Raw genomic sequence first — 23,609 nt, 5'->3', positions numbered from 1 at the left:
CCAAATCAAGGGCATGCATTCTAGAGGGTCAATTTGCAGAAGTCACCCTAGATGCAGGCGGCAAACGGGAGGGAGTTCTAAAAGATGGTGCGGACGGAGAGACTCGAACTCTCACACCTTTCGGCGCTGGAACCTAAATCCAGTGTGTCTACCAATTCCACCACATCCGCATGGTAAAGCTTTATACAAAAACGCCAGGTTTAACCTGGCGCTTTGGAATATGGGGTGGACGATGGGGATCGAACCCACGACAACAGGAGTCACAATCCTGCGCTCTACCAACTGAGCTACGCCCACCATATTGCATTTGCTTGAGCCAAGACCGCCAAATGGCGCACCCGGCAGGACTCGAACCTGCGACCATCCGCTTAGAAGGCGGATGCTCTATCCAGCTGAGCTACGGGCACTTATTCACCTGCTGATGCAGACTTAAAGCTTTCGGCTTCGGAAAAAACTTTGCAGCTTCTACCTTTGCCGTCTTACCCAGCGACTGGCTGTGCTCGACAAGCGGGGCGAATGTTATAGACACGATTTCAGGTCGTCAACAGGGAAAGTCAAAAAAAATCAGCTATTTAAAGGAGTTACGCGAAAACCGTGGCATGCGCCTTTGCCCCACAGCATGGTCATGCGAGAATGCGCGTCCTTTTTCCATCCTTTCTTTATGGTTAACCAAGCGCAATGACCGCACAACTGATCGATGGCAAAGCAATTGCCGCCAGCCTGCGCCAGCAGATCGCCAAACGTGTTGCCGAGCGCCGCGAGCAAGGCTTACGGGCACCTGGGCTGGCAGTGATTCTGGTCGGTAGCGACCCAGCCTCCCAGGTCTATGTTTCGCACAAGCGTAAAGATTGCGAAGAAGTCGGTTTCGTTTCGCAGGCCTATGACCTGCCCACTACGACCAGCCAAGCTGATCTAATGGCGCTGATTGACCGGCTTAATGACGAACCAACCATCGATGGCATTTTGGTGCAACTACCACTACCTGAACATCTGGATGCCTCTTTATTGCTGGAACGCATTCGCCCAGATAAGGATGTGGATGGTTTTCACCCCTACAACATAGGACGTCTGGCTCAGCGCATGCCATTGCTGCGCCCATGCACCCCGAAAGGCATCATGACGCTACTGCAAAGCACAGGCGCTGACCTTTACGGCATGCATGCCGTTGTCGTGGGCGCATCGAATATTGTCGGCCGACCTATGGCGATGGAGTTACTGCTGGCGGGTTGCACGGTCACAGTGACGCACCGCTTCACCAAAGACCTGCCCATGCATGTGGGCATGGCCGATATTGTCGTGGTGGCCGCCGGCAAGCCTGGCCTGGTGCACGGCGAGTGGATCAAGCAGGGGGCTATTGTCGTCGACGTCGGCATCAATCGTCAGGAAGATGGCAAGCTGATTGGCGATGTAGTGTATGAAACAGCCCTGCCCCGCGCCGGCTGGATCACCCCAGTGCCGGGTGGCGTAGGGCCAATGACCCGCGCCGGCTTGTTGGAAAATACCCTGCATGCCGCCGAGCATCTGCACGACTAGCCACGCATAGGTTGAAATAGAAAACGGCACCTTAGAGGTGCCGTTTCTTTATGCAGAGTAAAACCCGCTCGGTCACTCGCGAGCTTGCTCCCACGACTTCAACAACTCGTTGTAGTTGATGGTCTCGCCCTGTGGCTTTTCATTGGCCAACTTGGGCTTCGGCGCCCCCGGTTGATCCAACCAGTACTGCGGGTCACGCGGCTCGTTCAGTTTCGGACCACATTCACCCAGCACACCGGAACGCTCCAGACGACCCATCATGGTGTCCTGCGCAGCGGCCAGGCCATCCAGCGCTTCTTGTGGCGTTTTATCGCCACTGGCTGCCTCAGCAATAAACTGCCACCACAGCTGCGCTAAACGCGGGTAGTCCGGCACGTTCGTACCGGTCGGCGTCCATTGCACACGTGCAGGACTGCGGTAGAACTCAACCAGGCCGCCGAGTTTTGGCGCAACGTCGGTCATGGCTTGCGAATTGATATCCGACTCACGAATAGGCGTCAGACCAACCAGCGTCTTCTTCAACGACACGGTTTTCGAGGTCACAAACTGCGCATACAGCCAGGCGGCCAAGCGCTGCTTTTCTGGGGTGGACTTGAGGAAGGTCCAGGAGCCAGTGTCCTGATAACCCAGCTTCATGCCTTCTTCCCAGTAAGGGCCTTTAGGCGACGGCGCCATCCGCCATTTTGGCGTGCCGTCTTCATTAACTACTGGTAACCCGGCCTTGGTCATGTCCGCGGTAAACGCTGTGTACCAGAAAATCTGCTGCGCAATGCTGCCCTGCGCCGGTACCGGCCCGGACTCGGAGAAGGTCATGCCCTGCGCTTCTGGCGGCGCGTATTTGCGCATCCAGTCGACATACTTGGTAGTCGCATACACCGCTGCCGGGCCGTTGGTATCACCGCCACGGGCAACGCTGGAACCTACAGGCCGGCAACCATCGACACGAATACCCCACTCATCCACTGGCAAGCCATTCGGCAGGCCCTTGTCGCCGCCGCCGGCCATGGAGAACCAGGCGTCGGTGAAGCGCCAGCCCAGCGAAGGATCCTTCTTGCCGTAATCCATGTGGCCATAAATGCGTTGGCCATCGATTTCCTTGACCTTCTCGGAGAAGAACTCGGCGATGTCCTCATAGGCGGACCAGTTGACCGGCACGCCCAGCTCGTAGCCGTAGATTTCCTTGAACTTGGCCTTAAGTTCTGGGCGCTCGAACCAGTCGGCGCGGAACCAGTAAAGGTTGGCGAACTGCTGGTCAGGCAGCTGGTACAGCTTGCCGTCGGGACCCGTGGTAAACGAAAGACCGATAAAGTCTTCTAGATCCAGCGTCGGCGATGTTACCGCCTTGCCTTCACCTTCCATCATGTCGCTGATCGCCACCGCCTTGCCGTAGCGAAAGTGCGTGCCAATCAGGTCCGAGTCGTTGATATAGCCGTCGTAGATATTCTTGTCTGACTGCATCTGGGTTTGCAGTTTCTCGACGACATCGCCTTCCTGCATCAGGTCATGCTTGAGGTTGATCCCGGTGATTTCGCTAAAGGCCTTGGCCAACACCTTGGATTCATACTCGTGAGTGGCAATGGTTTCCGAGGCCACGCTGATGCTCATGCCACGGAACGGCTCAGCGGCTTTAATAAACCACTGCAACTCAGCCAGCTGTTGCTCAGGCGTCAAGGTGGATGGATTGAACTCCTCGCCGATCCACTTCTTCGCTGCTTCTTCATACGCATCGGCCCAAGCTGCGCCGCTCAAGCCGGACAACGTCAGCAAGGCAGCCAGCGCCATGCTATGTCGAGTTTTGTTGTTATTGTCGAACATAGAGACCTCCATCTCAGGGTTTTGAACGGGGCAAGCCGCTAACGAACACGCCCAAGCAACAGGCGCCCACGAGGCAGGCTGCTTAACCCCAACGCATCACTGCAATTAACCAGAACAGGGACAGCACCGAGGCTATCCAGACACTCCAATCGGTCACACCTACCACCAGCAGATGCAGGTAGGCACTTCCAAGCAGACCGATAAACAGCCGATCACCACGGGTGGTGCTGATCGGCAACAAGCCCTTGCGCTCGATACACGGCGAGCGCAGCTCCCAGATCGTCATGCCAACCAACAGCGTGCCGATAAAGCCGAAGAACAAAGCAGTGGGTAAGGTCCAGGCCATCCAATCCATAGTCGTTGCTCCTATACCCGACCGAGGGCAAAGCCCTTGGCCACATGGTTACGCACAAACCAGATCACCAGCATGCCTGGCAGAATGGTCAGTACCCCCGCCGCCGCCAGCACCCCCCAGTCGATCCCCGATGCAGACACGGTGCGGGTCATCACGGCGGCAATTGGCTTGGCATCTACCGAGGTCAGGGTGCGCGCCAACAGCAACTCGACCCACGAGAACATAAAGCAAAAGAATGCGGTGACGCCGATTCCCGAACCGATCAGAGGGATAAAAATCTTCGCGAAAAACTTCGGGAAACTGTAGCCGTCGATATAGGCCGTTTCGTCGATTTCCTTGGGTACCCCGGACATAAAGCCTTCGAGAATCCACACCGCCAACGGCACGTTGAACAAGCAATGAGCCAATGCCACGGCAATATGCGTATCAAACAAACCAATAGAGGAATACAGCTGGAAGAACGGCAGCAGAAACACTGCCGGAGGCGCCATGCGGTTGGTCAACAACCAGAAGAACAGGTGCTTATCACCGAGAAAACGATAGCGCGAGAACGCATAGGCCGCCGGCAATGCCACCGTCAACGAAATCACGGTGTTCAGGCACACGTAATACAGCGAATTGAGATAGCCCTCATACCAGCTCGGGTCAGTGAAAATTACCTTGTAGTTGTCCAGGGTGAAGCCGTGCGGCCACAGCGTCAGGCCACCGAGTATCTCCGTGTTGCTCTTGAACGACATGTTCAGCAACCAGTAGATCGGCACCAGCAGAAACAGGACATACAGCCCCAATACCACCTTCTTACGTAGGGTCATGGTCAGCCTCAGCGCGTCTTATCGTTGTGCGTCATGGCGGTGTAGAACAGCCAGGACACCAACAGGATGATCAGGAAGTACACCAACGAGAAGGCTGCAGCCGGCCCCAAATCGAATTGGCCAATAGCCATTTGCGTCAGGGTCTGACTAAGGAAGGTGGTGGCGTTTCCCGGCCCGCCCCCCGTCAGCACAAAGGGTTCGGTGTAGATCATGAAGCTGTCCATAAAGCGCAGCATCACCCCAATCAGCAGCACGCTTTTCAACTTGGGCAGCTGGATATGGCGAAACACCGCCCAGTCTGAAGCGCGGTCAATACGCGCCGCCTGGTAATACACATCAGGAATGGCGCGCAGCCCTGAGTAGCACAGCAGCGCGACCAGCGAGGTCCAGTGCCACACGTCCATGATCAGCACTGTGACCCAGGCATCACTGGTGTTGGAGGCGTAGTTGTAGCTGATGCCCAGGCTATTAAGGCTCCAGCCAAGCAAGCCAATGTCGGCGCGACCGAATATCTGCCAGATGGTGCCGACCACGTTCCACGGAATCAGCAGCGGAATGGCCAGAACTATCAGCACCAGCGAGGCCATGCGCCCTTTGGTAGGCATGCACAGGGCGATGGCGATTCCTAAGGGAATCTCGATCAGCAGCACGCACGCGGAGAAGATGAACTGACGCAGCAGCGAGTCATGCAGACGGGTGTCTTGCAGCACCTGCTTGTACCAGTCGACACCGACGAAGTAGCGCGTGGAGTGATCGAAAATATCCTGCACCGAATAGTTGACCACCGTCATCATCGGCACGATGGCGCTGAACGCCACCAGTAAAAAAACCGGCAAGACCAGCCACCAGGCCTTGTTGTTATGCACCTTCATGGCTGCACCTCCATAGGCCTGGGCTCAACCAGAATGTCATCGGCATAGAGCATCAGCCACTGGGCGGGGAAGCTCAGGTAAGCCTGCTGCTGCGGTACCGGTTGATCCTCCTGCAAGCGCACTTTAAGTAACTGGCCATCGAGCTTGAGGGTGAGGATCTTGTAGGTGCCCAGGTCCTCGACGTGCACGACATCCGCGCAGAAAGCATCTTCGTTTGGGCCGTCCCAGACATGAATGAACTCCGGGCGAATACCGACTTTCAACTTGGCACCTGGCATCTCGGCAACACGCCGATTGAGTGCGGGTGACAAGGGCAACATCGTTTCGTTGAAGCGCACCCCGCCGCCATAAGGCAGCACCTCAATCAGGTTCATTCCAGGGCTGCCGATGAAGTAACCGACAAAGGTGTGGCTGGGCCGTTCGAACAACTCACGCGGGGTACCAAATTGAACAATCTGGCCGCCGTACATCACCGCAATCTTGTCGGCAAAGGTCGAGGCCTCCAGCTGATCATGGGTGACGTAGACCATGGTGATATTGAACTGCTCATGAATCTGCTTGAGCTTGCGTCGCAGCTTCCATTTCAAATGCGGGTCGATCACGGTCAGTGGTTCATCAAAGAGAATCGCCGACACGTCGTCACGCACCAGGCCGCGCCCCATGGAGACCTTCTGCTTCTCATCAGCAGTCAGGTTGCTGGCACGTTTACGCAGAAGTGGATGCAACTCCAGCACCTCGGCAATCTCGTTGACCTTGGCAAGAACCTTCGCCTCAGTCATGCCTTGGTTGCGCAGCGGGAATGCCAAGTTATCGAACACCGTCATGGTGTCGTAGACCACCGGAAACTGGAAAACCTGAGCAATATTGCGCTGCTCGGGCGGCAGGGCATTGACCACCTTGCCATCAAACTGCACCTCGCCATGGGAGGGGCTAAGCAAGCCGGAAATAATATTCAGCAGCGTCGATTTACCGCAGCCCGAAGGCCCCAGCAGCGCATAGGCGCCACCCTGCTCCCAAACATGGTCCATCTCACGAATTGCATAATCAGCCGGGCCGCTCGGGCTGCGGCTGTAGCTATGAGCGAGGTTACGCAGGCGAATTTCAGCCATCAGGCAACCCTCCCCAAACGACGACTGGGCGCCTGAATTAACTGCCCATCAGCACTGAACACAAACAACTTATGCGTAGGGATATAGATAAGAATTGAGCTATCGACCGCGTACTCATGCACACCGGGCAAGTGCAGCACCAACACGAACTGCTCATTGCTCACGTGCAGGAAGGTTTCTGAGCCACTGATTTCAGCCAGCTCGACGGTCACCGCCAGTTCCAGGTCGTCGTCATTGGACGGCACCAAACCAATATGACTGGGCCGCACACCAAAGCGGTACTCGCCCTCGGCAATGTCTTGTAAGTCCGGGTTGAGCGGGAAATGCACGGTATCGGCAAAACTGACTTCGGTACCGCTGACGCGCCCCGGCATCAGGTTGATGGCAGGCTCAGAAAAAAGCTCAGCCGCCAGCACTTGCTGCGGCCGGTGATAGACGTCGGCTGTCTTGCCGCTCTGGATCACTCGCCCTTCATGCAGCACGGTGGTGGTGCCACCCAAGGCCAGCGCCTCATTGGGTTCGGTGGTGGCGTAAATGGCGATGGTATGGCGCGCCTGAAACAGCTCACGCATCTCCTGACGCAGTTCCTCGCGCAACTTGTAGTCAAGGTTGACCAGTGGCTCATCAAACAGAATCAGCGAAGCGTCTTTAACCAACGCCCGAGCCATGGCCGTGCGCTGCTGTTGCCCACCGGACAGCTCCAAGGGATAGCGTTTGAGCAAACCGTCGATACGCAACATCTTGGCGGTGGCGTGCACCTTTTCCAGAATGTCGGCCTGGCTCATCTTCGCCTGACGCAATGGCGAGGCGATGTTTTCGAATACCGTCAGGGTCGGGTAATTGATGAACTGCTGATAAACCATGGACACGTTGCGCTGGCGCACCGGTACTTGGGTCATGTCTGCGCCATTCATCAAAATGCGCCCGCTGCTGGGCTTGTCCAACCCTGCCATCAAGCGCATTAGGCTGGTCTTACCGGACAGCGTACGCCCCAGCAACACATTGAAAGAGCCGGGTTCGAAGCTCAGGCAGGCATCGTCGATATACAGCTGGTGATCGACGATCCGCGTGACATGCTCCAGGGTAAGTGACATGGGCCGTCCTTTTTCTTGTTATCTACCCCGTTACAAGGCGAGTTCCGTGCCAACCCAGCAGATCACATTTAAATCATTGATTTAAAACATTAAAACTAAAAATACGACCATCCAGAGCAAAGGAACTGAACAATTTTGAACAGTGCACAGTGAACAACTGAACAGTCACAGCGTTGACATTGAACAGCCTTTGGCGACACTGCAAAGACCCTGGCGCAGACCTGGGCTCATAACAACAAGATCCAGGTGAACCTCTGTCATGGCTGAAACTGCTGCTGCCCTGCCCCACGACACCATCATCCAGGACTCCTGGACCCGCTGCCGTGACTACGGCCTGACTCACCAGAGCACGCCGATCTTTTCTCAGCCCGAACGCAGTGCGGTCAGTGCCCTGCTGGAAAGCCAGCACGCCTTGGTGCACACCACCCACAAAGAAGTACTGCCCTACTACGGCACCATTCTGAGCAACTCCAATTGCCTGATCATGCTGGCCGACCATCAGGGCCAGGTCCTGCAATCGTGGGGTGATCAACGCTTTATCGAGCCCAGTCGCGCCGCCGGCTTTGTCGCCGGGGCTACGTGGCTGGAACGCTATACTGGCACCAACGCGATTGGCACCGCACTGAGCTGCGGCCAGGCGGTGCACATTCAACACGATGAGCATTTTCTTAAGGCCAACCGTTTTATGACGGGCTCGGCCTCGCCGATTTTTGACGAACAGCGAAAAATGATCGCGGTACTGGACGTCTCCAGCGACAGCTACCTGCCGCCCTCGCATACCCTGGGCATGGTCAAGATGATGAGCCAGTCGGTGGAAAACCGCCTGATCCTCAACCTGTTCCAGCAGCGTTACTTTCAGCTGAGTTTCAATACCAGCCTGGATAACTTGAGCAGCCCCTGGGCCGGGCTGCTGATTTTCGATGAGCAAGGCAAAGTGGTCTCCGCCAACCGCCGCGCCGACAGTCTGCTCGGCGTAAGACTGGCCCAGACCAATATCGAGAGTGTGTTCGACGTACCGCTGCAACAATTGCTCAACCAGCCAGAGGCATTACCGTTCAACCTGCGCGCCAGTGGGCGCTTTCGCTTTCATGCGCAGCTCAAACGACCGCAGCAACCCTTGGCGATTCAGGCTCGCGACTTTCGCCAGGCTCAACAACCGCCGGACAACGTCAGTGACAGTGCCAAACCTTTAACTCTGGCCTCGCTCAACCTTGGCGACCCCCGCGTCGACAAAGCCATTCGCCAAGCGGAACGCCTGCTGGAGAAAGACATCCCGATTCTGGTGCATGGCGAAACCGGGGTGGGTAAGGAAGTCTTCGTCAAAGCCCTACACCACGCCAGTTCGCGTGCCAGCCAAGCATTTATTGCGGTGAACTGCGCGGCCATTCCAGCCGAGCTGGTCGAGTCCGAACTGTTTGGCTATGAAAAAGGCGCGTTTACCGGTGCCAACCAAAAGGGCAGCATTGGCCTGATTCGCAAGGCCGACAAAGGCACGTTGTTTCTCGACGAAGTCGGCGATATGCCGCTGCGCGTTCAGGCGCGTTTGCTACGCGTGCTGCAAGAGCGCTGCGTACAGCCGCTGGGAAGCAGTGAACTGTATCCAGTGAATATCCGTTTGATCTCTGCCACCAACCGGCCGCTGCGCCAAGATGTGGAGACGGGGCTCTTTCGCCAGGACCTTTACTACCGCATCAGCGGCCTCAATTTAGAGCTGCCTGCGCTGCGCGAGCGCACGGATAAAGCGGCCATGGTTCAACGCATTTGGGATTACCACCGCGAGCCGCAGCAGTGGGCCGGGCTAAGCCAGGAAGTACTGAGTCTGTTTGAGCGTCACCCTTGGCCCGGTAACCTGCGTCAGCTGAGCAGCGTCTTGCAGATTGCCCTGGCCATGGCCGAGGACCAGCAGATCCGCGCCGAACACCTTCCAGATGATTTTTTTGCAGATTTGCAGCCGCCAACAGTACAAACACTCGCCCCACATCCACCACCGCCACCTCTGGCCAGCACCAGCACGGATGATCTGGCCAGCCAATACCAGGCCTGCGGCGGTAATATCTCGCAGCTGGCGCGCAGCCTCGGGGTTAGCCGCAACACGCTGTATAAACGGTTACGGGAAACGGGCCTGACGGCGCGCTAGCACAGGCCGTAGCGCCTGCTGCACTTGGCTTGCTCAGCCTTTTTAACCTCCCAGGGACTTATACGAGCCTGACAGGGTCAAAAACCGGTAATAGCCAATTACAGGTTTGCGCTGCGTCCACAGCCACATAGACTCCGCGCCCACCTCGACCTCCAGCGCCCCGCCCTGCCAACCCTTGTCCCCTCGCGAGCCAAAGCCTAATGCGATACCCCGCAACTCCAACCAGTGCTCTTTCGCGAACCACCCAACTGGTCTACGCCTTGATCAGCATGGTGCTCTTGAGCGCCTGCAGCAGCGTTGCGCCGCCCCAACCAAACCCTGAAATTGAGCCGATCCGCTTTCTCCTGAGTTTCGATGACGGCCCCAGCGCCAGCACCTCCAGCAATCCAACCGCACAAATCCTCGACACCCTGATGAACAACCCAGTCCAGCCAGAGATCAAGGCACTGTTCTTTGTCCAGACCCGCGCCGCCGCAGCCGGTGGCAGCGTGCAAGGCCAGGCATTGCTGCAACGCCAGCAACGCGAGGGGCACCTGTTGGGTTTTCACACCGCCACCCCTGGGCACGCTAACCACCGCTTTCTCAGCCCTGCTGCACTGGAACAATCGTTGAAAGATGGCGTGAGCGACCTGACCGCCATCAGCGGCATCGCGCCGCGACTGGTCCGCCCCCCCTTTTGGAACTACGACGAGCGTACCTTCGAAGCCTATCAAGCGCATGGCTTGCGCTTACTGTTGACTGACCTGAGCGCCAACGATGGCAAAACCTGGGGAATCAATGGCAGCCTACGCCGGCGGAGCAATCTACGCGACCAACTGGCGCGGGCTGCGCAGCAGATCAACGTAGGCGCCTTACCTGCGGTAGACGGGGTGATTCCGGTGGTGGTGACCTTCCATGACCTCAACCCCTATACCGCGCGACATATGCAGGAATACCTGCAAATCCTTATGGATGTGGCTGAAGATGTTGGCCTGGCCACCGATAAACAGCCGTTTTATGACAACCGTGACGCCCTGCAACGCGCTGCCCTCAGGCGCGCTCTGGGCGACCCACAGCAGTACGCCCGCCTACCGGGGCTGTGGAATTGGATTTGGAACTAACAAGCAACGCGCAATAAAAAGGCCGCTCAAGAGCGGCCTTCTCAATCCAACAGCAAAACTAGTCAGCCAAACGCCAGGTTGTCGCGCCTTTGCCGTCTTCGAGCACCACCCCCATGGCCGTAATCTGGTCGCGAATACGATCGGATTCAGCCCAGTTCTTCTCGGCGCGGGCTTGCAGGCGCGCAGCAATCAACGCATCAACTTCGGCAGCATCAACCTTGCCGGCGGCACCGGCCTGCAGAAACGCCTCAGGCTCAAGCTGCAGCACACCCAACACCCCGGCCAGCTCCTTCAAGCGCGCCGCCAGCCCAGCGGCTGCCTGCACATCGGTTTCCCGCATGCGGTTGATCTCGCGCGCCAGCTCGAACAATACGGCGCAGGCTTCCGGCGTACCGAAGTCATCATTCATGGCTGAGCTAAAGCGCTCAACAAAGGCTTCGCCGCCAGCCGGCAAGGCTTCCGGCAGACCTTTAAGCGCGTTGTAGAAACGCTCCAGGGCGCTCTTGGCATCCTTGAGGCTTTCTTCGGAATAGTTGATCGGGCTGCGGTAGTGGCTCGACACCAGCAGGTAGCGCACCACCTCCGGGTGGTACTTCTCCAGCACATCGCGAATGGTGAAGAAGTTGTTCAAGGACTTGGACATCTTCTCGCCGTTGATGCGGATCATCCCGCAATGCATCCAGGCGTTCGCATAAGGCTTGCCAGTGGCTGCCTCGCTCTGAGCAATCTCGTTTTCGTGGTGCGGGAATTCCAGGTCGCTGCCGCCACCATGAATATCGAAGGTCTCACCCAGGCAGCAGGTCGACATCACCGAGCACTCGATATGCCAGCCCGGACGGCCCGCGCCCCATGGCGACTGCCAGCTCGGCTCGCCGGGTTTGACGCCTTTCCACAAAACGAAGTCCAGCGGGTCTTGTTTAGCCTCATCGACTTCAATACGCGCGCCGATGCGCAGGTCTTCGATCTTCTTGCGCGACAGTTTGCCGTAGCCCATGAACTTGGCGACGCGGTAGTACACATCACCATTGCCGGGGGCGTAGGCGTAACCCTTGTCAATCAGAGTCTGGATCATACTCAGCATGCCCGGAATATGGTCCGTGGCACGCGGTTCCATGTCGGGCTTGAGGATATTGAGCCGTGCTTCGTCCTCATGCATCGCCGCAATCATGCGTTCGGTGAGTGCGTCGAACGACTCACCGTTTTCATTGGCGCGGTTGATGATCTTGTCGTCGATGTCGGTGATATTGCGTACGTAGGTCAGTTCATATCCGCTAAAGCGCAACCAGCGGGTGACCAGGTCAAAGGCCACCATGCTGCGACCGTGGCCAATGTGGCAGTAGTCGTAGACGGTCATGCCGCACACGTACATGCGCACCTTGTTGCCATCCAGCGGTTTGAAGGCTTGTTTGCTTTTGGTCAGCGTGTTGTAGATCGAGAGCATCGGCATTCCTTGGAAAACCACGGGCCAGCCTGCCGGCCCGCGTCAAATCAGAGCGTTTGAGCCTTAAGCCCAAGAGTCGCGCAGGGTCACGGTACGGTTGAAGACGGGCGCGCCCGGCTTGCTGTCCTTGATGTCGGCACAGAAGTAGCCTTCACGTTCGAACTGGAAACGCTCTTCCGGGGCAGCATTGCCCAGCGAGGGCTCGGCGCGACAGCCTTTTAGCACCACCAGAGACTCGGGGTTGATGTTGTCGAGGAAGCTGCCGCCGTCTTCGTCCTTCTCCGGGTTCGCGGAGCGGAACAGACGGTCGTACAGGCGCACTTCACACTCAACACTTTCTGCAGCCGGCACCCAATGAATCACGCCCTTGACCTTGCGGCCTTCAGGATTCTTACCCAGGGTGTTTTCGTCGTAACTGCAGCGCAGCTCAACAATATTGCCCTCGGCATCCTTGATCGCCTCGTCGGCACGAATCACGTAGCTGCCGCGCAAACGGGCTTCGCCACCGGGGATCAGGCGCTTGAAGCCGGCCGGCGGGACTTCTTCGAAGTCGCTGGCATCGATATAGATCTCGCGGCCAAACGGCAGCACCCGTACGCCCATATCCTGCTTGGGATGGCGCGCCAACTCCAGGTTCTCGACCTGACCTTCTGGGTAGTTGGTGATCACTACTTTCAGCGGTTTGAGCACGCACATGGCGCGAGCGGCGTTGGCGTCGAGGTCATCACGGATGGCGAATTCAAGCATGCCCACATCCACCACGCCGCCCGCGCGGTTAACACCAATCATGTCGCAGAAAGTACGGATCGAGGCCGGGGTGTAGCCACGACGACGGAAACCCGAGAGGGTCGACATGCGCGGGTCGTCCCAGCCATTAACGTGCTTCTCATCGACCAGCTGCTTGAGCTTGCGCTTGCTGGTGATGGTGTAATTCAGGTTAAGGCGAGCAAATTCATACTGACGCGGCTGCGCCGGAACCGGCAGCTGGGCCAAAAACCACTCATACAGTGGGCGGTGGTCTTCGAACTCAAGCGTGCAGATCGAATGGGTAACGCCTTCAATAGCGTCCGACTGCCCATGAGTGAAGTCGTAGCTTGGGTAAATACACCACTTGTCGCCGGTCTGATGGTGATGCGCGTGGCGAATGCGGTAAAGAATCGGGTCGCGCAGGTTCATGTTCGGCGAGGCCATGTCGATCTTCGCACGCAGAGCACGAGCGCCGTCAGGGTACTCACCCGCCTTCATACGGGCGAACAGGTCGAGGTTCTCTTCAACGCTGCGCTCACGGAACGGACTGTTCTTACCTGGTTCGGTGAGGTTGCCGCGGTACTCGCGGGCCTGCTCGGGCGACAGGTCACAGACATAGGCGTTGCCCGCTTTGATCAACTCAACGGCCCAATCATGTAGCTGGTCGAAATAGTTGGAGGCATAGCGCGCCTCCCCAGCCCACTCAAAACCCAGCCATTGCACATCACTTTTGATCGCGTCGATGTATTCCTGGTCTTCCTTGGCCGGGTTGGTGTCGTCGAAGCGCAGGTTGCACTCACCGCCCAGCTCCTGGGCCAAGCCGAAGTTCAGGCAAATCGACTTAGCGTGGCCGATGTGCAGGTAACCGTTAGGCTCCGGCGGAAAGCGAGTGATGATTTTCGCGTGCTTACCGGTATCCAGATCAGCCTGGACGATGGGGCGAAGAAAGTTAGCGGCGGCGACAGTTTCTGGCTTGCTCATGAGGTCCTTGGCGAGTGCGTGGCACGATTCAGAGCCTGTTCACAACCTTTCGAGCTAGAGCTAAACGGTGACGGAAATAGCCGAGAAAGCGGAGTTTACGAATGTAAATGAGCATTTCTAGGTGGTTTTCAACGCCGTTCAGCCAACGCGCAGCAGGTTGTGGATAGGCTCTCAGGGTAGGCCGGCTTATACAAAGCGCTTATCATAGCCGAAGCTGTCAACCCCCTGACAGGCCCAAGAACCGCTTCAAGCGCCTTTGCTTACCGCCAATACGTGTAAACAAACGAAATTGATTCGGCTCACGGATTTATCGACAGAGCGATTACCTACATGATCAAGCTGCACACCAACCACGGCGTTATCACCCTAAACCTGTTCGAAGACAAAGCCCCGGAAACCGTGGCCAACTTCAAGCAGTACGTATCTGAAGGCCACTACGACAACACCGTATTCCACCGCGTGATCAGCAACTTCATGATCCAGGGCGGTGGTTTTGAGCCGGGCATGAAGCAGAAAACCACCCGCGCCACCATCAAAAACGAAGCCAACAACGGTGTAGCCAACAAAATCGGCACCGTGGCCATGGCCCGCACCATGGAGCCGCACTCAGCGAGCGCGCAGTTCTTTATCAACGTCGGCGACAACAGCTTCCTCAACCACAGCGCACCGACCGTGCAAGGCTGGGGCTACGCGGTATTCGGTGAAGTGGTTGAAGGCATGGACGTGGTAAACGCCATCAAGGCCGTTGCCACCACCAGCAAATCCGGCCATCAAGATGTACCTGTAGAAGACGTCATCATCGAGCGTGCTGAGATCGTTGAGTGATCCTACTGATCTCTGATCTGCACCTAGAAGAGGAGCGCCCGGACATCAGCCGGGCGCTCCTGCATTTCCTCGAAACCCGCGCGATTCATGCTGACGCCCTGTATATCCTCGGCGACTTCTTTGAAGTGTGGATTGGCGACGACGCCATGAGCCCCTTTCAACACTCGATTGCCCAGGCCCTGCGCCACCTTAGCGAGCGCGGTACACGCCTCTATCTGATGCATGGCAATCGTGACTTCCTCCTCGGCAAGAAGTTTTGCCAGGCTGCTGGCTGCACCCTGTTGCCAGACCCATGCGTGATTGAACTGAACGGCGAACGCGTGCTGCTGATGCACGGCGACAGCCTGTGCACCCTGGACATCGGCTACATGAAACTGCGCCGCTGGCTACGCAACCCGATTTCGCTGTTTATTTTGCGCAACCTGCCGCTGAGTACTCGACAGAAATTGGCACGCAAGCTGCGCAATGAAAGCCGCACGCAAACGCGGATGAAAGCCAGCGAGATTGTCGACGTCACGCCGGACGAAGTGCCGCGCATTATGGTCGAGCACGGCGTACGCACCCTGATTCACGGCCATACCCATCGCCCGGCCACGCACTCGCTTCAGGTCAACGGCGAAGCGGCGCAACGCATTGTGCTGGGTGACTGGGACAAACAAGGCTGGGCACTGCAGGTCGACCGCCAAGGCTTTCAACAAAGCGCATTCGAACTGGAGCCTCTTGAGCCCAGCTAACTACCGGCAAGTGCGGCAAACCGCTCAAACGACAGTGATGCGAGCGATCACTGCGCGGCAGTGACCTTGCCGCGATTTTGAGAACACAGCGCTAAGGCCGCAAACCCCAAGCAGCAAAGCTACGCACTTGGGGTATCGCTGTTTTAGAGAGACGGAATCCCGCTGTGAAAGCGCATTTCTGTATCCGGCGACTCGATCAATTCCTGCTCAGCCACCCTCACCCGCTCAATGGCCTGATTGACGTCACGCTCATCACCGTACTGATAAGCCAGCTTCAGGTATCCCTGAAAATGCCGCGCCTCGCTTTTCAGCAAACCAAAGTAAAACTTGCCTAGCTCTTCATCCAGATGTGGCACCAATGCCTCAAAGCGCTCACAACTGCGCGCCTCGATAAATGCACCTACCACCAGGGTATCCACCAGCTTGACCGGCTCATGACTGCGCACCACCTTGCGCAGACCTGAAGCGTAGCGCGCCGCCGAGACTGGGCGCAGGCCAATTTTGCGGCGTTTCATGATGCGCAGCACCTGTTCGTGGTGCACCAACTCTTCGCGCGCCAAGCGCGACATGGCATTGAGCAGATCCGCGTAGGTGCTGTACTTAGCCATCAGGCTCAGCGCCGTGCTAGCGGCCTTGAATTCGCAGTTCTTATGGTCAATCAACAGCGTCTGCTGATCAGCCAAGGCGGCAGCGATCCAGCCATCGGGGGTGCGGCAACCGAGAAACTCATGAATCTCCGGCAAGCTCATGGGCACACGTCCATAGCCAAGGACTGTGGCTTCACCAGTAAGCATCCGGGCATGAAAGCAAAACAGCGCGGCGAGTAATCGTTTTCAGCTAACAGATACATAAATTCACAAAAATAGGCAGGCGGGAGTGATGGGGGTTGCAGGGCGGCCATTATACGAATGAGCGTACGAACAGCCACTCGATTGATACCGATCAACTACCAAGCAGGTGGCGGCGTTCTATAGTGAAGCCAGTTCAACCGACTGCACATGGAGATGATCATGCAAGCTATTCGCAGCATTTTGGTGGTGATGGAGCCAAATCACGCAGAAGGTCTCGCCCTAAAGCGCGCCAAACTGATTGCCGGCGTTACTCAATCGCACTTGCATTTGTTGGTGTGCGACAAAAAGGGTGACCACAGTGATTACCTGCGCGACCTGACTGGCTTGCTCGACAGCGAAGGTTTCAAAACCTCCAGCCAACAAGCCTGGCATGAGAACCTGCACCAAACCATTATCAGCGTGCAGCAGGCCGAAGGCTGCGGCTTGGTGATCAAACAGCACTTCCCTGACAACCCGCTGAAAAAGGCCTTGCTCACCCCTGATGACTGGAAGCTGTTGCGCTACTGCCCGGCCCCCGTGCTGATGGTCAAAACAGACAAGCCCTGGGCAGGTAGCGTCATTCTGGCCGCGGTTGATGTGGGTAATGCCGATGGCGAACACCGCTCCCTACACACCAGCATCGTCAGTCATGGCTTCGATATCGCGGCCCTGGCCAAAGCCGAACTGCACGTGATCAGCGCCCACCCTACGCCCATGCTTTCGGCTGCCGACCCGACATTCCAGCTTAAGGAAACCATCGAGGCGCGCTACCGCCAACAGTGCAAAGCCTTTCAAACCGAGTATGAGATCCGCGATGAGCACCTGCATATCGCCGAAGGCCCCGCTGATGCACTGATTCCGCATATGGCGCACCAACTCAAGGCCGGTGTCACAGTGATTGGCACAGTGGCGCGCACCGGGATCTCCGGGGCCCTGATCGGCAATACTGCTGAAGTGATTCTCGACTCGCTAGAAAGCGACATTCTGGTGCTCAAACCAGACGACATCATCGCTCACCTGGAAGAACTGGTCGCCCAGCGCTGACCACCAGCCCTGAAACAACAAAGCCGCCTCTAAAGGCGGCTTTGTTGTTTCAAATCTCGAGTTAAACCCTGACGTCCAACCCTTCACGCAAAAAACGCGGCGCGATATAGCGCTCGTAATGCGCTTCGGATAACAGAAAGAATTCGCGATCAATCGCATCGCGCAGCTCTGGCAGGTTCCACTCACGAAACTCCGGCAACAGCACCATGCCATAAGCATCCAACTGACTGATCACCCGTGCACCTCGGGCAATCAACTGATAGGCCCAGCAATACGGCGATTGCTGCGGCACAAAGCGAATCTTGCGCTGCTCCAACTGACTACGCAGGCGCTGCGTATCAAAAATCTCGATTTTCCCGGCCATCACCTGCACCAGCAGGACTTCCAAACGCAGCCAGACCGCGTGTTTCTCTTCCTCGTTATAGCCGTTCCAATTAATCACTTCATGATGGAAACGCTTGCAGCCACGGCAGACCAAATCGCCGTAAACAGTGGAGCACAGGCCGACACAAGGGGTTTTGATGCGTTGGTTGGACATAACAAATGACGCTGACACTGGCGAATAGGCTGGCATCTTAGCCCTTTGTCTAAGGCAGATCACCCCTATATAAGCGGGGCCTTTCGCTTAACTTTATCAAAGCTTTCCAGTAGAATCGGCCGGCCTTTTAAAGGCAGCAACGTCCGTTGGAAGCTGTTTTCAAAGCGTCACGAGCACAGTCAATCCTGCAGGTTCGATGTTGGTGCCGACCCTTGAGCCACCCTTCAAGTGTCGTCACCAGCCCTCATCCAACCCGTCCTGCCGGCGTAAAACTTTGAAAACAGCTTCTGCAAGAGAACGATGAAACCTCGGCTAAACGGCCCATAAAGCCATGAAGCGCCTGGTTCGTTGTTTTCTGGATCGCGTCCCGGACAGCCTAAGGGACCACTGATGAGGGTAATAACTGTGCTTGAAGCCTATCGCAAACATGTAGCAGAGCGTGCCGCTCAGGGTATCGTGCCCCAGCCGCTGAACGCCGAACAAACCGCAGGCCTGATCGAGCTGCTGAAAACTCCGCCAGCCGGCGAAGAAGCCTTTCTGCTCGACCTGATCACCAACCGCGTACCACCAGGCGTCGACGAAGCCGCCTACGTCAAAGCCGGTTTTCTCTCTGCCATTGCCAAAGGCGAAGCCACCTCCCCGCTGATCAGCAAGCAACACGCTGTTGAGCTGCTGGGCACCATGCAAGGCGGTTACAACATCGCCACCATGGTTGAGCTGCTTGATGACAGCGAACTGGCTGGCGTGACTGCCGAGCAACTGAAGCACACCCTGCTGATGTTCGACGCCTTCCACGACGTCGCCGAGAAAGCCAAAAATGGTAACGCTCACGCCAAAGGCGTGCTGCAGTCCTGGGCTGACGGCGAGTGGTTCAAGAACCGCCCAACCCTGGCCGACAAGATCAGCCTGCGCGTGTTCAAGGTCACCGGCGAAACCAACACCGACGACCTGTCCCCGGCTCCAGACGCCTGGTCGCGCCCGGACATCCCGCTGCACGCCCTGGCCATGCTGAAAATGGCCCGCGACGGCATCGTGCCGGACGAGCAAGGCGTAACCGGCCCGATGAAGCAAATCGAAACCATGCGCGGCGAAGGTTTCCCTATCGCTTACGTGGGTGACGTGGTCGGTACTGGTTCTTCGCGTAAATCCGCCACCAACTCGGTGCTGTGGTTCTTCGGCGACGACATCCCGAACGTGCCGAACAAGCGCGCTGGCGGCTTCTGCTTCGGCAGCAAGATCGCACCGATCTTCTACAACACCATGGAAGACGCCGGCGCTCTGCCGATCGAATTCGACGTGTCGAACATGCACATGGGCGACGTGATCGACCTGTACCCGCATGCTGGCAAAGTCTGCAAGCACGGTACTGATGAAGTCCTGACCACCTTCGAAATGAAGACCCCGGTCCTGCTCGACGAAGTGCGCGCTGGCGGCCGTATCCCACTGATCATCGGCCGCGGTTTGACCGAGAAAGCCCGTGCCGAGCTGGGCCTGGGCCCAACCAACCTGTTCAAGCTGCCTGAGCCACCAGCCACCAGCACCAAGGGTTTCACCCTGGCGCAGAAGATGGTCGGCAAGGCGTGCGGTCTGGCTGAAGGTCAAGGCGTACGCCCTGGCACTTACTGCGAACCGAAGATGACCACCGTCGGCTCCCAGGACACTACTGGCCCGATGACCCGTGATGAGCTGAAAGACCTGGCTTGCCTGGGCTTCTCCGCCGACCTGGTCATGCAGTCGTTCTGCCACACCGCGGCGTATCCAAAGCCAATCGACGTGACCACTCACCACACCCTGCCGGATTTCATCCGCACCCGTGGTGGCGTATCCCTGCGTCCAGGCGACGGCATCATCCACAGCTGGCTGAACCGTATGCTGCTGCCGGACACCGTCGGTACCGGTGGTGACTCGCACACCCGCTTCCCGATGGGCATCTCCTTCCCAGCCGGCTCCGGCCTGGTCGCGTTCGCTGCGGCTACCGGTGTTATGCCACTGGACATGCCAGAGTCCATCCTGGTGCGCTTCAAAGGCACGCTGCAGCCCGGCATCACCCTGCGTGACCTGGTGCATGCCATCCCTTATGTGGCCATTCAGAAAGGCCTGCTGACTGTCGAGAAGAAAGGCAAGATCAACGCCTTCTCGGGTCGCATCCTTGAGATCGAAGGCCTGGACGAGCTGACTGTCGAGCAAGCGTTCGAGTTGTCCGACGCCTCGGCCGAGCGCTCGGCTGCTGGTTGCACCATCAAGCTGCCGGAAAAAGCCATCGCCGAGTACCTGCGTTCGAACATCACCCTGCTGCGCTGGATGATCAGCGAAGGCTACGGCGATGCACGCACCATGGAACGTCGCGCCCAAGCGATGGAAGCCTGGTTGGCTGATCCTAAGCTGATGGAAGCTGACAAGGACGCTGAGTACGCCGAGATCATCGAAATCGATCTGGCCGACATCAACGAGCCGGTCCTCTGCGCACCGAACGACCCAGACGATGCGCGTCTGCTGTCGAGCGTTGCCGGAGAGAAGATCGACGAAGTGTTTATCGGTTCGTGCATGACCAACATCGGTCACTTCCGCGCTGCCGGTAAGCTGTTGGAAAAAGTCGAAGGCTCCCTGCCGACTCGCCTGTGGCTGTCGCCGCCGACCAAAATGGACCAGCATCAGCTGACCGAGGAAGGCTACTACGGCATCTACGGCAAAGCTGGCGCACGTTTGGAAATGCCAGGTTGCTCGCTGTGCATGGGTAACCAGGCGCGCGTTGAGGCCAACTCCACTGTGGTATCGACCTCGACCCGTAACTTCCCTAACCGTCTGGGCGATGGTGCCAACGTCTACCTGGCTTCGGCCGAGTTGGCTTCGGTAGCAGCCATTACTGGCAAGCTGCCGACCGTTGAGGAATACATGGTCTACGCGAAGGAAATCGACACCATGGCAGCGGACGTTTACCGCTACCTGAGCTTCGATCAGATCGCCGAGTTCCGTGAAGCCGCTGCGAACGCCAACATCCCGGTCGTTCAAGCCTAACGAAACAACGCATCACGCTGCATGTATAAAGAAAGCCCCGCCTCGTGCGGGGCTTTTCTTTGTGCCTGGCTTGTCGCGCATAAAGGCCAAGAGTTCCCGTTTATATGGGCGCAGCAACACAGCAAAGACCATCAGGAAAGACTCATGAAGCACTGGATTATTGCCGCACTCTGCGTATTCAGCCTGGCCGGCTGCAGCAGTGAATACATCATCAGCACCACCGACGGGCAGTTACTGACCAGTGATGGCAAGCCGAAACTGGACAAAGGCACTGGCATGATCGAGTTCACCGACAGCGAGGGCCGTAAACAACAAATCCCACAAAGTTCGGTCAAGCAGATGCTAGAACGCTAAGCCTGCCCAGCCCTACAACGAACCCCGCCACTGCGGGGTTCGTTGTATCTGAGGCCTGCCATCTGCGCTGGCACATGCATTGCTTTGTTTAGCTCAAAGCCTTTCCAACGGCGGAAACGGTTCAACTAGACAACGGTGTCGTATCACTCGCAAACAGTAGCCGCGAGCGGTACGGCACCTTTTTGTGTGGCCACAGGTAAAGCACCATGAATGAGCACGACATCAGCCGCAGCACTGCCCCGGAAAAACCGGTACTGAATATCGGCTTTATGGCCCTCACCGACGCTGCCTCCGTTATCGTAGCCGCCACCCAGGGCTTCGCTGAAAAGCATGGCCTGACCCTCAACCTGCAGCGTCAGGCCTCCTGGGCCACCTTGCGTGACAAATTGCTGAGCGGTGAGCTGGATGCAGCTCATAGCCTCTACGGACTGATCTATGGTGTGCAACTGGGACTCGGTGGTGCGCCCAGCACGGATATGGCCGTACTCATGGGCCTTAACCAGAATGGCCAGAGCATCAACCTCTCGCCCGCGCTACAAACCGCTGGCGTGAACACTGGCAGCGCACTGGCGCAGCGCGCGCACCAATCAGGTGCAAAATTAACCTTCGCCCAAACCTTCCCCACCGGCACCCATGCCATGTGGTTGAACTACTGGTTGGCCAGTCAGGGCATTCACCCGCTTACCGATGTCGACAGCGTCGTCGTACCGCCACCGCAGATGCTCGCTCACCTCAAGGCTCGGCGCATCGATGGTTTTTGTGTGGGCGAGCCCTGGAGTGCTCAGGCGGTGGATGAACAGATGGGCTGCACCCTAACCACCAGCCAAGCGATCTGGCCGGATCATCCGGAAAAAGTCTTGGGCTGCACCCGCGAATTTGCCGCACAGCACCCTAACAGCGCCCGCGCACTGATCATGGCCGTACTGGAAGCCAGTCGGTTTATTGATGAGAGTGAAGAGAACCAACGTAGCACCGCGCAACTGCTCAGTGGCAGCGAGTATGTCGACGCCCCACTCTCGGCCATCCAGCCGCGCTTTCTCGGCCAGTACCAGGACGGCCTCGGTCATGCCTGGCAAGACGTCCATCCATTACGTTTTCACGCAGGTGGAGCGGTTAACCAACCCTATCTGTCCGACGGCATGTGGTTTATGACCCAGTTTCGCCGCTGGGGCTTGCTGCGCGACGACCCGGACTACCTGGCCGTTGCCCGCCAAGTGCAACAACTCGAGCTTTATCGACAGGCTGCCGAGGCTCTCGGCATCGACGTACCAAGCGAGATGCGCAGCAGCCAATTGCTCGATGGCCAGGTATGGGACGGCAACGACCCGGCCGGCTATGCCCGCAGCTTTGCCCTGCACGCGCTGGCTGATGGCCCGATCAGCGCCCAGCAGGAGAGTCGCTAATATGCTGCGCATTCTGCTGATCAATGACACACCCAAAAAAGTTGGACGCCTCAAAGCGGCACTGATTGAGGCCGGCTTTGAGGTGATTGATGAGTCCGGCCTGACTATCGACTTGCCCGAGCGCGTCGAAGCGGTTCGCCCTGACGTGATTCTGATCGACACCGAGTCGCCCAGCCGCGATGTGATGGAGCAGGTGGTACTGGTCAGCCGCGACCAACCGCGACCTATCGTCATGTTCACCGACGAACACGACCCTGGCGTCATGCGTCAGGCGATCCAAAGCGGCGTCAGCGCGTACATCGTTGAGGGCATCCATGCCCAGCGCCTACAGCCGATCCTTGATGTCGCCATGGCGCGCTTTGAGAGCGATCAGGCGCTCCGCGCGCAGCTACAGGCACGCGATGCTCAGTTAGCCGAACGCAAACGCATCGAGCTGGCCAAGGGACTGCTGATGAAGATGAAAAGCTGCGACGAGGAGCAGGCCTACACCCTAATGCGCCGCCAAGCCATGAGCCGCCAGCAAAAGCTCTCGCAAGTGGCTGAGCAAATCATCGCCATGCACGACATGCTCGGCGGTTAAAGGGGTAATTTGCGCAGGATGGGATAAGGCGCGTAGCGTCGATAAATCTTGATTAACCACGATGGGTATCGTGAAGGACATCCATCTCCCTCACCCTATGGGCAGCTAAAGCGGTGCAATACAGCACCCTGCCGCTTTGGCGCTGCGCCAACCGCTTCTATGGCTGTACCTCTGAGTTTGACGGCAACTGCTCTGGACAGCCGCACCCCGGCCGTCTTATCTTCGCCGCCTGGCCAGCACACTGGCCAACGTCGCTCGGACGGTTCCGGGCGCTTACGTTTGCGAGATAG

General features: G+C 57.6%; 20 protein-coding genes and 3 tRNA genes. 10 read left to right on the top strand and 13 right to left on the bottom strand.

Annotated features, from left to right (window positions below; genetic code table 11):
- Positions 1-85: 85 nt before the first annotated feature.
- From D8779_RS11095 to D8779_RS11085, 3 genes are all read right to left on the bottom strand, one after another.
- Positions 86-170, bottom strand: a tRNA-Leu gene (locus tag D8779_RS11095).
- A 51-nt stretch (positions 171-221) separates the two neighbouring features.
- Positions 222-297: transfer RNA gene (locus D8779_RS11090), tRNA-His, on the bottom strand.
- Between the two features lie 33 nt (positions 298-330).
- Positions 331-407, bottom strand: a tRNA-Arg gene (locus tag D8779_RS11085).
- 271 nt (positions 408-678) lie between these two features.
- Between D8779_RS11085 and folD the strand changes: the two genes are divergently transcribed.
- Entirely contained in the window at positions 679-1,533 is an 855-nt protein-coding gene (gene folD / locus D8779_RS11080) for a bifunctional methylenetetrahydrofolate dehydrogenase/methenyltetrahydrofolate cyclohydrolase FolD (protein ID WP_136664548.1), read from the top strand.
- A gap of 72 nt (positions 1,534-1,605) precedes the next feature.
- Here the strand turns inward: folD and D8779_RS11075 are convergent, their stop codons facing one another.
- The 6 genes from D8779_RS11075 to D8779_RS11050 form a co-directional block, all read right to left on the bottom strand.
- Positions 1,606-3,348: an ABC transporter substrate-binding protein gene (locus D8779_RS11075; protein WP_136664547.1), complete on the bottom strand. Its 1,743-nt coding sequence runs from the start codon at positions 3,346-3,348 to the stop codon at positions 1,606-1,608.
- Between the two features lie 82 nt (positions 3,349-3,430).
- Entirely contained in the window at positions 3,431-3,703 is a 273-nt protein-coding gene (locus tag D8779_RS11070) for a DUF2160 domain-containing protein (RefSeq protein ID WP_136664546.1), read from the bottom strand.
- Between the two features lie 11 nt (positions 3,704-3,714).
- Entirely contained in the window at positions 3,715-4,515 is an 801-nt protein-coding gene (locus tag D8779_RS11065) for a carbohydrate ABC transporter permease (protein ID WP_136664545.1), read from the bottom strand.
- A gap of 8 nt (positions 4,516-4,523) precedes the next feature.
- Positions 4,524-5,387: a carbohydrate ABC transporter permease gene (locus D8779_RS11060; RefSeq protein ID WP_136664544.1), complete on the bottom strand. Its 864-nt coding sequence runs from the start codon at positions 5,385-5,387 to the stop codon at positions 4,524-4,526.
- On the bottom strand, positions 5,384-6,496 hold the full coding sequence (locus D8779_RS11055; protein WP_136664543.1) for an ABC transporter ATP-binding protein: 1,113 nt from the start codon (positions 6,494-6,496) through the stop codon (positions 5,384-5,386). The genes D8779_RS11060 and D8779_RS11055 overlap by 4 nt, the downstream gene beginning before the upstream one ends.
- Positions 6,496-7,590 carry an ABC transporter ATP-binding protein gene (locus tag D8779_RS11050; RefSeq protein ID WP_136664542.1) on the bottom strand — a complete coding sequence of 365 codons (1,095 nt, stop codon included), beginning with the start codon at positions 7,588-7,590 and terminating at the stop codon, positions 6,496-6,498. The genes D8779_RS11055 and D8779_RS11050 overlap by 1 nt, the downstream gene beginning before the upstream one ends.
- A gap of 259 nt (positions 7,591-7,849) precedes the next feature.
- Here D8779_RS11050 and D8779_RS11045 point away from each other — a divergent pair, with 259 nt between their 5' ends.
- A complete protein-coding gene (locus D8779_RS11045) occupies positions 7,850-9,727 on the top strand; it encodes a sigma-54-dependent Fis family transcriptional regulator (RefSeq protein WP_136664541.1) in 1,878 nt (625 codons plus the stop codon).
- Positions 9,728-9,996: 269 nt separating this feature from the next.
- Entirely contained in the window at positions 9,997-10,827 is an 831-nt protein-coding gene (locus D8779_RS11040) for a polysaccharide deacetylase family protein (protein ID WP_136665145.1), read from the top strand.
- Between the two features lie 58 nt (positions 10,828-10,885).
- Here D8779_RS11040 and cysS read toward each other — a convergent pair whose 3' ends face one another.
- Together cysS and D8779_RS11030 are read right to left on the bottom strand one after the other, a co-directional pair.
- A complete protein-coding gene (gene cysS, locus D8779_RS11035; RefSeq protein ID WP_136664540.1) occupies positions 10,886-12,268 on the bottom strand; it encodes a cysteine--tRNA ligase in 1,383 nt (460 codons plus the stop codon).
- Positions 12,269-12,331: 63 nt separating this feature from the next.
- Positions 12,332-13,996 carry a glutamine--tRNA ligase/YqeY domain fusion protein gene (locus D8779_RS11030; RefSeq protein WP_136664539.1) on the bottom strand — a complete coding sequence of 555 codons (1,665 nt, stop codon included), beginning with the start codon at positions 13,994-13,996 and terminating at the stop codon, positions 12,332-12,334.
- A 330-nt stretch (positions 13,997-14,326) separates the two neighbouring features.
- Between D8779_RS11030 and D8779_RS11025 the strand changes: the two genes are divergently transcribed.
- Positions 14,327-14,821 carry a peptidylprolyl isomerase gene (locus D8779_RS11025; RefSeq protein ID WP_136664538.1) on the top strand — a complete coding sequence of 165 codons (495 nt, stop codon included), beginning with the start codon at positions 14,327-14,329 and terminating at the stop codon, positions 14,819-14,821.
- Positions 14,818-15,555: a UDP-2,3-diacylglucosamine diphosphatase gene (locus D8779_RS11020; protein WP_136664537.1), complete on the top strand. Its 738-nt coding sequence runs from the start codon at positions 14,818-14,820 to the stop codon at positions 15,553-15,555. Before D8779_RS11025 ends, D8779_RS11020 begins: the two co-directional genes overlap by 4 nt.
- A 143-nt stretch (positions 15,556-15,698) precedes the next feature.
- Here the strand turns inward: D8779_RS11020 and D8779_RS11015 are convergent, their stop codons facing one another.
- Complete coding sequence (locus tag D8779_RS11015) at positions 15,699-16,304, bottom strand: MiaE family protein (RefSeq protein WP_136664536.1); 606 nt, start codon at positions 16,302-16,304, stop codon at positions 15,699-15,701.
- A gap of 261 nt (positions 16,305-16,565) precedes the next feature.
- Between D8779_RS11015 and D8779_RS11010 the strand changes: the two genes are divergently transcribed.
- On the top strand, positions 16,566-17,429 hold the full coding sequence (locus D8779_RS11010) for a universal stress protein (RefSeq protein WP_136664535.1): 864 nt from the start codon (positions 16,566-16,568) through the stop codon (positions 17,427-17,429).
- A 61-nt stretch (positions 17,430-17,490) separates the two neighbouring features.
- Here D8779_RS11010 and D8779_RS11005 read toward each other — a convergent pair whose 3' ends face one another.
- A complete protein-coding gene (locus tag D8779_RS11005; RefSeq protein WP_136664534.1) occupies positions 17,491-17,967 on the bottom strand; it encodes a DUF1289 domain-containing protein in 477 nt (158 codons plus the stop codon).
- A 405-nt stretch (positions 17,968-18,372) separates the two neighbouring features.
- Here D8779_RS11005 and acnB point away from each other — a divergent pair, with 405 nt between their 5' ends.
- The 4 genes from acnB to D8779_RS10985 all read left to right on the top strand — a co-directional run bounded on the left by acnB (position 18,373) and on the right by D8779_RS10985 (position 23,319).
- Positions 18,373-20,982, top strand: a complete 2,610-nt coding sequence (gene acnB, locus D8779_RS11000; RefSeq protein ID WP_136665144.1) for a bifunctional aconitate hydratase 2/2-methylisocitrate dehydratase — start codon at positions 18,373-18,375, stop codon at positions 20,980-20,982.
- Between the two features lie 144 nt (positions 20,983-21,126).
- Positions 21,127-21,336 (top strand): YgdI/YgdR family lipoprotein, encoded by a 210-nt coding sequence (locus tag D8779_RS10995; RefSeq protein ID WP_136664533.1) that lies wholly within the window; start codon positions 21,127-21,129, stop codon positions 21,334-21,336.
- A gap of 206 nt (positions 21,337-21,542) precedes the next feature.
- Complete coding sequence (locus tag D8779_RS10990; protein WP_136664532.1) at positions 21,543-22,739, top strand: CmpA/NrtA family ABC transporter substrate-binding protein; 1,197 nt, start codon at positions 21,543-21,545, stop codon at positions 22,737-22,739.
- A gap of 1 nt (position 22,740) precedes the next feature.
- The gene (locus tag D8779_RS10985) at positions 22,741-23,319 is read left to right on the top strand and encodes an ANTAR domain-containing response regulator (RefSeq protein ID WP_136664531.1); all 579 of its coding nucleotides are present in this window, start codon (positions 22,741-22,743) and stop codon (positions 23,317-23,319) included.
- Positions 23,320-23,609: the final 290 nt, after the last annotated feature.

The organism is Pseudomonas leptonychotis (genome assembly GCF_004920405.1).
Lineage (GTDB): Bacteria > Pseudomonadota > Gammaproteobacteria > Pseudomonadales > Pseudomonadaceae > Aquipseudomonas > Aquipseudomonas leptonychotis.
The sequence above is the reverse complement of the archived record's forward strand: the minus strand, read 5'-3'. Positions and strand labels throughout refer to the sequence as shown.

Coding starts and splice junctions, on each gene's coding strand:
- D8779_RS10990 (WP_136664532.1), top strand. CDS start 21,543: ATGAATGAGCACGACATCAGCCGCAGCACTGCCCCGGAAAAACCGGTA.
- D8779_RS10995 (WP_136664533.1), top strand. CDS start 21,127: ATGAAGCACTGGATTATTGCCGCACTCTGCGTATTCAGCCTGGCCGGC.
- D8779_RS11040 (WP_136665145.1), top strand. CDS start 9,997: ATGGTGCTCTTGAGCGCCTGCAGCAGCGTTGCGCCGCCCCAACCAAAC.
- D8779_RS11050 (WP_136664542.1), bottom strand. CDS start 7,590: ATGTCACTTACCCTGGAGCATGTCACGCGGATCGTCGATCACCAGCTG.
- D8779_RS11065 (WP_136664545.1), bottom strand. CDS start 4,515: ATGACCCTACGTAAGAAGGTGGTATTGGGGCTGTATGTCCTGTTTCTG.
- cysS (WP_136664540.1), bottom strand. CDS start 12,268: ATGCTCTCGATCTACAACACGCTGACCAAAAGCAAACAAGCCTTCAAA.
- D8779_RS11060 (WP_136664544.1), bottom strand. CDS start 5,387: ATGAAGGTGCATAACAACAAGGCCTGGTGGCTGGTCTTGCCGGTTTTT.
- D8779_RS11010 (WP_136664535.1), top strand. CDS start 16,566: ATGCAAGCTATTCGCAGCATTTTGGTGGTGATGGAGCCAAATCACGCA.
- D8779_RS11070 (WP_136664546.1), bottom strand. CDS start 3,703: ATGGATTGGATGGCCTGGACCTTACCCACTGCTTTGTTCTTCGGCTTT.
- D8779_RS11045 (WP_136664541.1), top strand. CDS start 7,850: ATGGCTGAAACTGCTGCTGCCCTGCCCCACGACACCATCATCCAGGAC.
- D8779_RS11075 (WP_136664547.1), bottom strand. CDS start 3,348: ATGTTCGACAATAACAACAAAACTCGACATAGCATGGCGCTGGCTGCC.
- D8779_RS11055 (WP_136664543.1), bottom strand. CDS start 6,496: ATGGCTGAAATTCGCCTGCGTAACCTCGCTCATAGCTACAGCCGCAGC.
- D8779_RS10985 (WP_136664531.1), top strand. CDS start 22,741: ATGCTGCGCATTCTGCTGATCAATGACACACCCAAAAAAGTTGGACGC.
- D8779_RS11030 (WP_136664539.1), bottom strand. CDS start 13,996: ATGAGCAAGCCAGAAACTGTCGCCGCCGCTAACTTTCTTCGCCCCATC.
- folD (WP_136664548.1), top strand. CDS start 679: ATGACCGCACAACTGATCGATGGCAAAGCAATTGCCGCCAGCCTGCGC.
- D8779_RS11015 (WP_136664536.1), bottom strand. CDS start 16,304: ATGAGCTTGCCGGAGATTCATGAGTTTCTCGGTTGCCGCACCCCCGAT.
- D8779_RS11025 (WP_136664538.1), top strand. CDS start 14,327: ATGATCAAGCTGCACACCAACCACGGCGTTATCACCCTAAACCTGTTC.
- D8779_RS11005 (WP_136664534.1), bottom strand. CDS start 17,967: ATGTCCAACCAACGCATCAAAACCCCTTGTGTCGGCCTGTGCTCCACT.